General features: G+C 68.4%; 12 protein-coding genes. 4 read left to right on the top strand and 8 right to left on the bottom strand.

The genetic code is table 11. The features are described from left to right. The first annotated feature begins 53 nt into the window (after positions 1-53). The 4 genes from BMW54_RS02100 to BMW54_RS02085 all read left to right on the top strand — a co-directional run bounded on the left by BMW54_RS02100 (position 54) and on the right by BMW54_RS02085 (position 3,675). On the top strand, positions 54-1,079 hold the full coding sequence (locus BMW54_RS02100) for an amidohydrolase family protein (RefSeq protein WP_090052581.1): 1,026 nt from the start codon (positions 54-56) through the stop codon (positions 1,077-1,079). Positions 1,080-1,175: 96 nt separating this feature from the next. After that, on the top strand, positions 1,176-1,676 hold the full coding sequence (locus BMW54_RS02095) for a hypothetical protein (RefSeq protein ID WP_090052580.1): 501 nt from the start codon (positions 1,176-1,178) through the stop codon (positions 1,674-1,676). Between the two features lie 20 nt (positions 1,677-1,696). Further along, positions 1,697-2,977 carry a kynureninase gene (gene kynU / locus BMW54_RS02090; protein ID WP_090052578.1) on the top strand — a complete coding sequence of 427 codons (1,281 nt, stop codon included), beginning with the start codon at positions 1,697-1,699 and terminating at the stop codon, positions 2,975-2,977. Further along, complete coding sequence (locus tag BMW54_RS02085) at positions 2,974-3,675, top strand: hypothetical protein (protein WP_090052576.1); 702 nt, start codon at positions 2,974-2,976, stop codon at positions 3,673-3,675. The genes kynU and BMW54_RS02085 overlap by 4 nt, the downstream gene beginning before the upstream one ends. Positions 3,676-3,794: 119 nt before the next feature. On the opposite strand, the gene BMW54_RS02080 is transcribed toward BMW54_RS02085, so the two are convergent. The 8 genes from BMW54_RS02080 to BMW54_RS02045 form a co-directional block, all read right to left on the bottom strand. Then, positions 3,795-4,439: an ATP-binding cassette domain-containing protein gene (locus BMW54_RS02080; protein ID WP_090052574.1), complete on the bottom strand. Its 645-nt coding sequence runs from the start codon at positions 4,437-4,439 to the stop codon at positions 3,795-3,797. Continuing rightward, positions 4,436-5,347 carry a hypothetical protein gene (locus tag BMW54_RS02075; protein ID WP_217642583.1) on the bottom strand — a complete coding sequence of 304 codons (912 nt, stop codon included), beginning with the start codon at positions 5,345-5,347 and terminating at the stop codon, positions 4,436-4,438. Before BMW54_RS02075 ends, BMW54_RS02080 begins: the two co-directional genes overlap by 4 nt. Before the next feature lie 463 nt (positions 5,348-5,810). Further along, positions 5,811-7,067 carry a glutamate-5-semialdehyde dehydrogenase gene (locus BMW54_RS02070; protein WP_090052570.1) on the bottom strand — a complete coding sequence of 419 codons (1,257 nt, stop codon included), beginning with the start codon at positions 7,065-7,067 and terminating at the stop codon, positions 5,811-5,813. 11 nt (positions 7,068-7,078) lie between these two features. Further along, on the bottom strand, positions 7,079-8,197 hold the full coding sequence (proB, locus tag BMW54_RS02065) for a glutamate 5-kinase (protein WP_090052568.1): 1,119 nt from the start codon (positions 8,195-8,197) through the stop codon (positions 7,079-7,081). Positions 8,198-8,258: 61 nt separating this feature from the next. After that, positions 8,259-9,551: an argininosuccinate lyase gene (locus BMW54_RS02060; RefSeq protein ID WP_090052566.1), complete on the bottom strand. Its 1,293-nt coding sequence runs from the start codon at positions 9,549-9,551 to the stop codon at positions 8,259-8,261. Between the two features lie 18 nt (positions 9,552-9,569). Next, positions 9,570-10,517, bottom strand: a complete 948-nt coding sequence (argC, locus tag BMW54_RS02055; protein ID WP_090052564.1) for an N-acetyl-gamma-glutamyl-phosphate reductase — start codon at positions 10,515-10,517, stop codon at positions 9,570-9,572. Positions 10,518-10,523: 6 nt separating this feature from the next. Next, positions 10,524-11,840 carry an acetylglutamate kinase gene (locus BMW54_RS02050; protein WP_090052562.1) on the bottom strand — a complete coding sequence of 439 codons (1,317 nt, stop codon included), beginning with the start codon at positions 11,838-11,840 and terminating at the stop codon, positions 10,524-10,526. Beyond that, entirely contained in the window at positions 11,830-12,927 is a 1,098-nt protein-coding gene (locus BMW54_RS02045; RefSeq protein WP_090052560.1) for an acetylornithine deacetylase, read from the bottom strand. The genes BMW54_RS02050 and BMW54_RS02045 overlap by 11 nt, the downstream gene beginning before the upstream one ends. Between the last annotated feature and the right edge of the window lies 1 nt (position 12,928).

Below are 12,928 nucleotides of genomic sequence, written 5' to 3'. Positions count from 1 at the left end.
GCTTGCTGCACCGCGAGAGGCTCCGTCATGCGCCCGGCGCTACACTCGGGCGCATGCTGAAGATCGATACGCACGCGCACATCCTGCCCCGTGACTGGCCCGATCTCGCGGCCCGGTACGGCGACGACCGTTTCCCGGTGATGACCCACACCAGCGGTCACCATAGGATCTACAAGGACGGCCGGTTCTTCCGGGAGGTCTGGGAATCGGCGTTCGACGCGGAGGCGCGCATCGCCGACTACGCGCGCTTCGGCGTCGCCGTGCAGGTGGTGTCCACGGTGCCGGTGATGTTCTCGTACTGGGCGAGGGGCCACCAGGCGCTCGAGCTGCACACGCACCTCAACGACAGCATGGCGCAGGTGTGCGAGGCGCATCCCCGGCATTACGCGGGCATCGGCACGGTTCCGCTGCAATCGCCCTCCCTGGCGATCCGGGAAATGGAGCGCTGCATCGACGAGCTCGGATTGCAGGGCGTGCAGATCGGTTCGCACTGCAACGAATGGAACCTCGACGCGCCGGAGCTGTTCCCGTTCTTCGAGGCCGCGGCCGACCTCGGTGCGGCCGTGCTCGTCCATCCCTGGGACATGATGGGCACCGACACCATGCCGAAGTACTGGCTGCCCTGGCTCGTCGGCATGCCGGCCGAGCAATCGCGCGCCGCGTGCGCGCTGATCTTCGGTGGCGTGCTGGAGCGATTGCCGTCGCTGAAGATCATGCTCGCCCATGGCGGCGGCAGTTTTCCGTACTCCATCGGCCGCATCGAGCATGGGTTCCGCATGCGCCCCGACCTGGTCGCCACCGACAACGCGCGCAATCCACGCGAGTACCTGTCCCGCCTCTACTTCGATTCCTGCGTGCACGACGACGCGGCGCTGCGCTACCTGCTCGCCACCGCCGGCACCGACCGGGTCATGCTCGGCACCGATTACCCGTTCCCGCTCGGCGAGCAGGAGCCGGGCGCGGGAATCGAAGCGCTGGGCCTGTCCGATGCCGATCGCGCCCGGCTCTTCCACGGCACCGCGCTCGAATGGCTGGGCATGCCCATGGCGCGCTTCCAGCCCGTCGCCGCGGTGGCGTGACACGCCTCACGGCCGACAGGCGAACGCGTCGCGTCCGCTGTGCCAGAATGCCGCCGTTACGCGGCATGCGCCGCGATCCATTGGGGACCCCACACCGTGAACCGCACCCTGCGCGTCCTTCTGACCGCCCTCGCCTTCGCCAGCCCCGCCCTGGGCGCCACCGACGTCGCCATGGCCGACGGCAAGATCCGCTTCGCCGTTCCCGACGCGTGGGTGCCGATCATGCAGTCGCAGGATCGTGACAGCGAAAGCCAGGTCTTCCAGGTGCCGGGCTCGACGCAGGCGGACGCGACGCTCGCACGCGTGTCGATCACGCTGCAGCCGGTGCCCAACCTCAATGGCTTCCAGCAATTCGCCGGCACCCTGCGCAGCCGCGCGTCCGGCCTCAAGGACTACGCGCCGCGGAAGGCTTCCTCGCCAACCGAGAATGCCTACACGGCCAAGGAAGGTCCGGTGAAGCAGGATTACTACGAGCGCTACTTCTACACGGGCGGCTACGCGATCCAGCTTCGCTGCGTGCGTCCGGCGGACGACGCGAAGTTCGCCGCCGCTTTCGACAAGGGTTGCGCCGAGGTCGCCTCGCGCATCCCGTCCTGATGCTTCCGGATACCCGATCCATGACCGACTTCGAAGCGACGCGCGCCTGGGCCGACGCCCAGGACGCCGCCGATCCCCTGCGTCCCTTTCGCGACGAGTTCCATATCCCGCCGCACGACGGACGCGACAGCCTGTATTTCTGCGGCAACTCGCTGGGCCTGCAGCCGAAGAGCGTGCGCGCGGCGATCGAGGCCGAACTCGACGACTGGGCCGGCCTCGCCGTGGAGGCGCACTTCCGCGGCCGCTCGCCGTGGATGCACTACCACGAGTACGTGCGCGACGCGATGGCCGAGGTCGTGGGCGCACGCCCCGGCGAAGTCGTCGCGATGAACAGCCTGGGCGTGAACCTGCACCTGATGATGGTCAGCTTCTACCGGCCGACCACGGAACGCCCCGCCATCCTGATGGAAGCCGGAGCGTTTCCCACCGACCGCTACGCGCTCGAATCGCAGGTTCGCTTCCACGGTTTCGATCCGGCGACCGACCTCATCGAGATCGAGCCCGACGGTCCGGGCGGCACGCTGTCGATGGATGCCATCGAGCGCGCCATCGCCACGAACGGCCGACGCGTCGCGCTGGTGCTGCTGCCCGGCGTGCAGTACCGCACCGGCCAGGTGTTCGATCTCGCGACCATCGTCCGCCTCGGACACGCGCAAGGCTGCGTCGTCGGCTTCGATCTCGCCCATGCGGTGGGCAACCTTCCGCTCGCCCTGCACGACAGCGGCGCGGACTTCGCCGTCTGGTGCACGTACAAGTACCTCAACGCCGGACCGGGCGCCGTCGCGGGCGCCTTCGTCCACGAACGCCATGCACGCGAGGACGTCCCGCGTTTCGCCGGCTGGTGGGGCCACGACAAGACGACACGGTTCCAGATGGGGCCCACGTTCGTGCCCACGCCCGGTGCGGATGGCTGGCAGCTGTCGAACCCGCCGATACTGGCGCTCGCGCCGCTGCGCGCATCGCTCGACGTCTTCACGCGCGCGGGCATGCCGCGTCTCGCGACCAAGAGCCGTCGCCTCACCGCTTACCTCGACTGGCTCATCCGCACGCGCCTCGACGACACGCTGGACATCGTGACGCCGGCCGACCCGGCGCAGCGCGGCGCGCAGCTGTCCGTGCGTGTACGCGCGGGCCGCGACGCGGGCCGCGCTCTTTTCGCCCATCTCGAGCGCCACGGCGTCATCGGCGACTGGCGCGAACCGGACGTGATCCGCCTCTCGCCCACGCCGTTGTACAACCGCTACGCGGACTGCCTGGACGCGGTGGAAACCATCGAAGCGTGGCGCGGAGCGAACGCATGAGCGAGCAGGAACTGTTCCCCGCTCCGTACAGCGAACGCGGCAACGGTTTCGTCATGCAGGGCGTGACGCGCTGGCTGCGTACCGCGCCCGGACGCGTGATGTTCGGCCTTCGCGCCGGCGGCCTGCCCGTCGCCCTTCCGGAACGGCCGGCACACGTATCGCATACCGGCGTCGAGGCGAAGGTGGACGGCCACGTCACCGCGATCGACGACGTCAGCAGCGTGTGGCTTCGCGAGAACACGGAGGTCACCGACCGTTACGTGGCCGCGTTGCGCGACGTGCTCGCCCACCCGCGCCTGCGCCTGGACGGCTACGCCACGCACGCCATCTTCACCGGCTCGGTCGAGCTGTTCGCCGGGCCACGCATGGATCGCGTGGACCTTTACCTCGACGACGAGGATGGTTCGTACGAACGAGCCCTCGATCTGTTGCGCGAGGCACCGGTCGATGCCCGCACGGCCTTCGCCATGCCACCCGAGCCGGGCACCGCCGCGTTCGAGGATCCGTCGTTCCTCGCCGGCGAACAGGCATGGATCGACGGCCACCGCGTGCTGATCGAATACGTGCCCGACGAAGGTGGCCGCGCGGAAACCGTCGCCCTCGACCGTGCCGAACTCGCCGACGCGCTGGAGCGCGCCTGGACCGCCATGCTGTCGGTCTCGACTCGCATCCGCGCGGGCCTCGGCACCGTCGCCTGACCGCGCTCCGTTGGAGCGACCTGGCCGCGATCGATGCGTTCGCAAGCACCCATCGCGCCCAGGTGCGCTCCAACTGGCTGTTGGAGCGCACCTGGGCGCGATGCGAGCGTCCGGCCAGCCTACGATGACGCGTGCCGCAACACCGATCCGGTCGGCGACGGACAAAGCACATGCCTGCCGGCCCACGGTAGATGAAGTGCAGACGGTTCGTGGCTGGTGACCAGGGCGATTCCGCGTCGCCGAATCAGCCACTCTCGCAAGACGTCTATCGAGGGGACGTCGAGTCCGACAGTCGGCTCGTCGAGTATCACCAGCTCGGCCGACGAGCCGAGAACCATGTGAAGGATCACGCGCTTTCGCCAGCCGAGGGATAGTTCGCCGAAGCGTGCGTCCATGACCGAATCGAGGAGAAACGGATCCTCGCCGAGCATCGTGGATCGATCTGCCGGATCACCGCGAAGAGCGCAGTGCAATCGTATGGCTTCCGCAACCGTCACACCCTCGAAAAAGACGGGCTCGGCGGGGGAGAACGCGATCGCCCTCCGGGAAGCACGTGTCCGGCGCGACACGTCGTGACCATCCAGGATGATCGAGCCAGCTAGCGGCTGCGACATGCCCGCCACCATGCTCATGAGGGTCGACTTTCCCGCGCCGTTCGGCCCTTCCAGCAAATGAGCCCCCTCTTCAAGCCGCGCGGAGGCATCCCGGATCACACACCGCGGCCCGAAGCCCTTCTTTACACGATCCATGGACAGCGACGTCATAGCCACCACCACGACAGCCCGGTGGAAGCCGCCCCGATACCGAGCCAGTCGAACACTTTAGGCATTCCGAACGATCTCGTTCCACAAACGACGAGCCCATTCGCCATCGTGGATGCCAGTAGCGGCGCGCCCATGGGCAGATCTCCAGCACCAGCGCCAAGGACGACAACGACCTCCATGGCGACGACGAACCACGCACCGACAAGGACCCGCGCGGCGCACAGCCATTCAATGCGCGGCGCGATAGCGAGCATCGGAGCCACCCCGAGCATACGTTCGCGCGCAGCCTCAGCCATGCCACGGATGGGAATCACCGCTACGGCACCCGAAGCGATCAGCACCACCGTCGACACAGCCATCCCGTCGTCGGATGCTGCGAAATGCGTGCTCCACGCCACGACGCCTCCAATGGACGCGTACCGCACGAGATTTCCGGCGTGACGCGCTGGACTCATGTCGGTCCATGCGCTGCGCAGAAGCACGGTGGCCGTCCGCTCGCTCGATCGAAGGTCGTGACGCGCATGGAACCGCATTTGCCAAGGCCACCACGTTCTTGCGCCGCCGGCGACCCATGCTGAGCCAACTGCCAGCAAGGCAGTCACGGCCGCTCGCAGGTCGCCAAGAACCGTCAGGCCGATGGTCAGCAACATGACTGGCCAGGATGCGACGAAGGCGCCGACCGCTCTACTAGCGCGAAGGAACCACGGCGAAGCACAGGTCGCGAGCACATGGAACCTCGAGACATCCGGCGAGAAAGGCCTTTGGGACGCCATCCACGTTCTGTACGTCAAAACGATCGCAGCGAAGTCGAGGCCACGAAGCCAAGGGTGCACGGAAGCGTCGCCTGGAACCGAAAAAATCGCCGGAATCATTTCGGGCACCGCCGCGATCGGTGCGAGAAGGAACATGGCGACGAAGAACCTCGAACGCGACGCTTTGAAAAAGCGGCGCGATTTCCACCAGTATGTTTTCCATGTCGCAAGCGACATCATCCAAAGGGACGAGACGGCGCTGGCACTCGTCACAGCAGCCATTTGCTCGAACGCATGTACGCCCTCCAATTGCCTACGTCCCTGCTGGCCGCCCTTCCGAACGGCCGGATGATTTTCTGTCGCCAACCCTAGTTCTGCTGTAGTCCCGTGCTCGAGGGCGCGTAGGTAAGCTCCTCGCAGCATATTGAATGCTTCTGTGTCAGCGACGAGGCTGAATTCAACGACCTGGAACAGTCATCCGGGAGTATTCCCTGCGCACGTGAGCCTGTAGGTACGACGATCTTTCGCAACCGCAGGGCCTGTTGCTCATGGCCTCAAAGGATGTCGCGCCCAGGTGCGCTCCAACTGGCTGTTGGAGCGCACCTGGGCGCGATTCGGGTCAGGTCGGGTGGCGGGTCTGGCCTTCGCCGCGGACGACGAAGCGTTCGATCGTCAGGGATTCGGCCCCCATGGGGCCGTAGGCGTGGAGGCGCGTCGTGGAGATGCCGATTTCCGTGCCCAGGCCGAGTTCGCCGCCGTCGCTGAAGCGCGACGACGCGTTCACCATCACCACCGCCGAACGCAGCGCATGGACGAAGCGGCTTGCCGCCGCGGTATCCGTCGTGGCGATCACTTCGGTGTGATCCGAACCGTAGCGCCGGATGTGCGCGATGGCGTCGTCGACGTCGTCGACGATACGGACGGCGAGGATCAGCGCCAGGAATTCCGCGGCGTAGTCGTCCTCGCTGGCCGGCGACAGGCCGGCGACAAGCGCGCGCGTCGCGTCGTCGGCGCGGACTTCGACGCCGAGTTCGCGCAGTCGCGCGATGGCTGGCGGAAGGAACGCTGGGGCGATGTCGCGATGGACCAGCAACGTCTCGAGCGCATTGCACACACCGGGTCGGCTCGTCTTGCCGTCGACGAGCAGGCGCAGCGCGAGATCGGGGTCCGCCGCGCGGTCGACGTAGAGGTGGCAGACGCCCTTGTAGTGCTTGATCACCGGCACGCGCGCGTGCTCCGTGACGAAGCGGATGAGGCCTTCGCCGCCGCGGGGAATCGCGAGATCGACGATGTCGGCGAGCTGGAGCAGCTCGACCATCGTTTCGCGACGCGGATCGTCCAGCAGGGTGATGGCCGCTTCCGGCAGGCCCTCCTCGCGCAGCGCGCGCCGCAGCGACGCGGCGATGGCGAGGTTCGAGCTCATGGCGTCCGATCCGCCGCGCAGGATCACGGCATTGCCCGCCATCAGGCAGAGCGCGGCGGCATCCGCCGTGACGTTGGGGCGCGCTTCGTAGATCATCGCGACGACCCCGAGCGGAATGCGCACGCGCTCGACGACGATACCGTTGGGTCGCACGTCGCGACGCGTGACGACGCCGACCGGATCGGGCAACGCGGCGACGTCGCGGATCGCCGTGACGATGCCGTCGATCCGCGACGGATCAAGGCGCAGGCGATCGAGCATGGCGTCGCTCGACCCGTTCGCGCGGGCCGACTCCATGTCGAGCGCGTTCGCCGCGACGACGAGCGACGCGTCCTCCGCAAGGCACGACGCCATCCGGTGCAGCAGGCGACGCTTCGCCGCGGTGCCCAGCGCCCCCACCGCGGCGGCGGCGTCCCTGCAGGCCAGTGCGCGTTCGCGAAGATCCGATGTCATGGCGCTCTCCCTCAGCCGGGAAGGACGACGAGGTCGTCGCGGTGGATGATCGTCTCGCCGTAACTGTAGCCGAGCATGGCCTCGATCTCGCGCGTGTGCCTGCCGGCGAGGCGGCGGATGTCGCCCGCCGCGTACTGCGCGATGCCGCGGGCGATGACGCGGTCGCCCTCGCCCACCTCGACGACGTCGCCCCGTGCGAAGTCGCCCGTGGCGCTCGTCACGCCGCCGGGCAGGAGGGACGCCCCGCGCGAACGCAGCGCGGCGGCCGCCCCCGCGTCGACGTCGATACGTCCCGCGATCGGCGCGTGGCGCAGCCAGGACGTACGCGCGGCGACACGGCCGCCCTGCGCGCGGAAACGCGTGCCGGACAGCGATCCGCTGGCGAGCCGGCCCACGACGGCCGCGTTCCGGCCGTCGAAGATGACCGTCTCGATGCCCGCCGAGGCGGCCTTGTCCGCCGCTTCGAGCTTCGTGCGCATGCCGCCCGTGCCGGCCCGACTGCCGGCGCCGCCGGCGCTGGCCAGGAGCGCGGGCGTGACGGCCGCGACATCGTCGATGGCCACCGCGTCGATGACCGCGCGCGGGTCCGCGCTGTACAGGCCGGCCACGTCGGACGCGATGAGCAGGAGGTCCGCGTCGACGAGCGCCGCGACGATGGCCGCGAGGTTGTCGTTGTCGCCGACCTTCAGCTCGTCCACCGCGACGGTGTCGTTCTCGTTGATGACCGGAATGGCGCCGAGGGCCAGCAATTCACGCAGCGTGGAGCGCGCGTTGAGGTAACGGCGCCGGTGGCGCAGGTCGTCGTGCGTGAGCAGCACCTGCGCCACCGCCGCGTCGTCGAAGAACCCCTGCCAGAGCGCGACGAGGCGCGTCTGTCCGAGCGCGGCGAGCGCCTGGCGTCCGACCAGTCCGCTGCCCCGCTGTGGCGCGGCAAGGCCACGGCCCGCCGCCACCGCGCCCGAGGAAACGATCACCACCTCGCGTCCCTGCGCGCGGGAGGCCGCGACGAAGGACGCGAGCGCGGCGGCGTGGGCGCCGGTCAAGGCGCCCTCCGGCGTCGTCAGCAGGCTGCTGCCGACCTTGAGGACGGCGCGCCGCCAGGGTGGCAGCGCTTGTTCGGTGAACGCCATCGATCCTCCCCTGCCACGCCTCTTGCGACCGCCCGGATCGCCGCCCAGCGGCGATCCGCCGTCAGCCCAACGCCGCGAGGCGCGCGCGCAACGTGTCGAGCATCAGGTCGTTGCCCGCGCCGGGCGACGTGCGCGCGGCGAGACTCGATTCGGGCGAGCGCCCCTCGCCCGCCGACGCAGCCGTCTCCGCCGCCGCCCGATACGCGTCGCGGAACGGCACGCCGGCCACGGCCTGCTCGATCGCGACGTCGGTCGCGTACATCGCCGGCTCGATGGCCGCGCGCATGCGGTCGGCCTTCCACTCGAAACGGGCGAGCATGTCCGGCAGCAGTTCCAGGGCGCCGAGCCCCATGGAGAAGCCATGGAACAGCGAGCCCTTGGAGAACTGCAGGTCGCGCTGGTAGCCCGACGGCAGCGAGAGCAGCTGCTCGATCTCGGTACGCGCCGCCGCCACGCTCGCGTAGCTTGCGCGCAGCAGTTCGACGACGTCGGGATTGCGCTTGTTCGGCATGATCGACGAGCCCGTCGTGTACTCCGCGGGCAGCTTCACGAAGTCGAACTCGGCGGTGGTGAACAGCGAGAGATCCCACGCGAGCCGGCGCGTGTCCAGCAGCGCCGTGCCGACGGCGTCGAGCGCCGCCATCTCGAACTTGCCGCGCGACAGCTGCGCGTAGATCGGCGACACCTGCATGCGGCCGAAACCGAGCGCCTGCGTCGTATGCGCGCGGTCGAGCCCCACGTTCACGCCGTAGCCCGCGGCGGTGCCGAGGGGATTCGCGTCGATCAGTTCCAGCGCCTGCCGGGCGCGCAGCGTGTTGTCGATGAACGCCTCCGCGAACGCGGCGAACCACATGCCGGTGGACGAGACCACCGCGCGCTGGATGTGCGTGTAGCCGGGCATCGGCAGCGCCTCGCCGGCGGCCCGCTCGAGGCAGACCTCCGCGATGCGGCGGCACAGGGCCTCGAGCGTCGCCAGCTTTTCCTTCAGCCACAGACGCGTGGCCACGAGGATCTGGTCGTTGCGGCTACGCCCGGTATGCACACGGCGCCCGGCGTCGCCAAGGCGCTCCGTCAGGCGCGCCTCGATCGCCGAGTGCCCGTCCTCGAAACGCTCGTCGAGCACGAAGCTGCCCGCGGAGAAGTCGGCGGCCAGCGCGTCGAGTTCGCGCTTGAGCGCGTCGCGCTCGTCTGTGCTGACGACCCCGATGTTGGCGAGGCCTTCGACGTGCGCCTTGCTCGCGGTGATGTCGTGGAGGAAGAACTCGCGATCGAGCACGACGTCGTTGCCCGCGAGGAACCGCATGATGCGCGCGTCGACCTGCGTGTCGGATTTCTGCCAGAGCGGCTGGGTCATCGATGATTCCTTGGTGCGCTACAGCGGGATGGCGGTGAGCTCGTCGAAGCCGAGCGCGCGATTGACGTTCTGCATGGCCTGGGTCGCCGCGCCCTTGAGCAGGTTGTCGAGGGTGGCCACGACGACCACGCGACGGCCATCTGTCGACAGCGCGAAGCCGCCGACCTCGAGATGGTGACGGTTCGCGATCCGGCTGACCCACGGCGCCTCGTCGACGACATGGATGAGCTTCTCGTTCTCGAACCGGGCCTCGTAGCGGCGCACGATGTCCTCGCGCTTCGCCGGTTTCGCCAGATACAGGTTCGTGGTGACGGTGAGGCCGCGGAAGTGCGGCGCCACGTGCGGCATGAATTCGACGGGCAGGCCGAGGTGGCGGCTCGCTTCCTTCTCGTGCATGTGTCCCGTCAGCGAGTACGGCATCAGGTTGTCGCGCAGCTTCTCGGGATCGTTGCGGTCGGACGGCGTGGTTCCGGCGCCCGAGTAGCCCGATACGCCGAAGGACACCGGAGGTGCCGCGAGCAAGTCCTTGATCGGCGCGATGGACACCTGGACGGCGGTCGCGTAGCAACCGGGATTGCTGATGCGCTTCTCGCCGCGCCAGCGGTCGCGGTAGAGCTCGGGCAGGCCGTAGTACCAGCGCTCGTCGAAGCGATAGTCGGCCGAGAGGTCCACGATCACCGTGGATCCCCCCGCCTTGTCGATCGCCTCCACGTACGGCGCGGCCTTGCCGTTGGGCAGCGCGAGCACCACCACGTCGGCGCCGGCGGCCGCCACGCCGGCCGGATCGAGATTGCTGAAGAGGAGCTCGCCCGCGTAGGCGTCGCTGTGATCGGCCAGGCGCTGCCCGTCGAGCTCGCGCGACGAGACGAACGCGAGATCGAGGCCCGGATGACCGACGATGAGTTTGATCAGTTCCGCGCCCGTGTGGCCACGCGCGCCGACGATGCCGATGGTCTTGTTCGCCATGACCGTTCAGTCCTGCAGGGTGGGTTCGCGCGTGGCGCTGTGCGCGACGCAACGTTCGATGTCGGCGAAGCTGTCCAGGCCGTACCAGAACACCTTCCAGCGCGTCTGCTTGAAGCAGCCGTCCGACTCCGCGTAGTAGAAGTGGTTGATCACGTTGCCGTGGCGCGAACGCCAGAACAGCTTCGGGTTCTCGTCGCGCATCACCTGCCATACGGCCCGACCGAGGCCTTCGCCCTGCGCGTCGTCCAGCACCGCGAACTTGTCGAGATACGCGAAGCCTTCCTCCTGCGTGAGGATCATCGCCGCGCGGTAGTTCTCCGAGACGTAGAGGCGATACAGCTTCGTGCGTTCGAAGTAGTTACCGACGAGCGTGCGGCCGAAGCTCGATTCGATGAGCTGGCGCATGCGGTCGAGATCGACGTCGTTCCACGAATCGAAGCGCAGCACGCGCTCGCCGCGCCGGACCAGCGTGCCGGAACCCTTGTGCGTGAACAGTTCCTTCGCCAGTTCGGCGGGCCGCGTGATCGACACCGACGAGGTCAGCGGCAGGTCGTCGAGCAGGTCCTTGATCTGCTCGATCTTCAGGCGCATGCCCGAATGCAGCCATGGCTGCTGCAGCAACTGGTCGTATTCGGTCGACAGGTTGATCGAATCGATCACGTTGCCGTCGCCGTCGAGCAGGCCTCCCGTACCGGTGAGGAAGACGATCTTGTATGGCTGCAGCACGCGCACGAGCTCGTTAGCGGCGAAGTCGGCGTTGATGTTGAGGATCTGGCCGGCGTCGGTTTCGCCGAGGCTCGCGATCACGGGAATGGAACCCGCGCGCAGGCTCGCCTCGATCGGCGCGAGGTTGATGTCGCGCACGCGCCCCACCAGACCGAAGGTGTCCTGGTCGAGGTAGTCCGCGGTGAACACGCCCGATGGCACGGACGTGGCACGCGTGTCGACCTCCTGCAGGGCCTCGACCAGCCGCAGGTTCTGCGCCTGGAACACGCGGCGCACGATCGCCAGCGCTTCCGGCGAGGTGACGCGCAAGCCGTTGACGGTCTTCTTCTCGATGCCCGCCGCCGAAAGCTCTTCGTCGAGCTGCGGACCCGCGCCGTGCAGCACGATCGGCGTCAGGCCGACCTGCTGCAGGAACGACAGCGACGACGTGAGGTCCGGCAACTCGTCGCGCAGGACCGCGCCGCCGACCTTCACCACGGCGAAGCGCGCGGCGTCCACCTGCGAGAAACGCTTGAGGTACTGCTGGATTTCGCGCGCGCTGCCCATCGACGAGAGCAGGCGGACGATCGTTTTCCTGGTGTGCTTATTAGAGTCCACTGTCCACGATCCGATGGATGGTCTGGGCGTAATGTGCGAGCTGGTCGAGGGCGACCCATTCGTCGGCGCTGTGCGCCTGCGCGATGTCGCCGGGGCCGTAAACGAAGCAGGTGTACCCGGCCTTCGAGAACAGCGCCGCCTCGGTCCAGAAGTCGACGGCGTTGCCGACCGGGATGCCGAGTTCGTCGGCCAGGTCGCGCGCGGCGAGGCGGCGTGCCTCCGCCGTGGCCGTGTCGCCTGCCGGCAGGGAGTCGCCACGGAACGTTTCGCCGTATTCCACGGGATGCGGCTCGACGAGCGTGCGGAACGTCTCGAGGAGACGGTCGGCGTCCATCGACGGCAGCGGCCGGAAGCCGAAGCGCACGTCGGCGGTGGGCGCGATCACGTTGGCCTTGATGCCGCCCTCGACCTTGCCGATGTTGAAGCGCAGGCCGGTGAGGCCACCGAAGCGCTCGTGCGACTGCGCCTGCACGTGGTCGAGCGCGGCGGCGCCCCAGCGGATGGCCTGGTGGAGCGCGCTGTCCGACGGCTTCTGCTCGCCGGACGCATGCCCCGCCCTGCCCTGGAAACGCATCTGCACCGAATGGATGCCGCGATGCGCCAGCACCGCCTCACCCTTCGTCGGCTCGGCGACGATCACCGCCTCGTAGTCGCGCGGCGTCGCGAGGAAGCCGTCGATGCAGCGCGCATCGTTGGCTTCCTCGTCGGTCGACAGCAGCAGCGCCATGTCGCCCTGGCTCGCGTTGGCGACGGCCACGAGCGCGGCCGCGGCGCCCTTGATGTCGCAGGCGCCGAGGCCGATCGCGCGATCGTCCGTCACGCGCAACTCGTGCGGGCTCGCCGTCCAGTGCGGCGAGTCCGGCACGGTATCCAGGTGCACGTTGAACAGGTATTTCGGCTTGCCGCGCACGGCATAGAGGTTCACGGCACCGGCACCGAAATCCGTGACCTCCACCTGGAACCCCGGAAGGTTCGCGCGGAGGTAGTCGAAGATCCCGTCGGTGCCGATGGTTCGTGGCGGGTTGCGCGTGTCGTATCCGACGAGCGCGCGCAGGTGCGTGAGGGTGTCCTGAAGAAGCGTGTCCATG

The sequence above is a fragment of the Luteibacter sp. 329MFSha genome, from assembly GCF_900111665.1.
GTDB lineage: Bacteria > Pseudomonadota > Gammaproteobacteria > Xanthomonadales > Rhodanobacteraceae > Luteibacter.
Note: the sequence above shows the minus strand (reverse complement) of the source record. Positions and strands in the feature narration are given on the sequence as shown.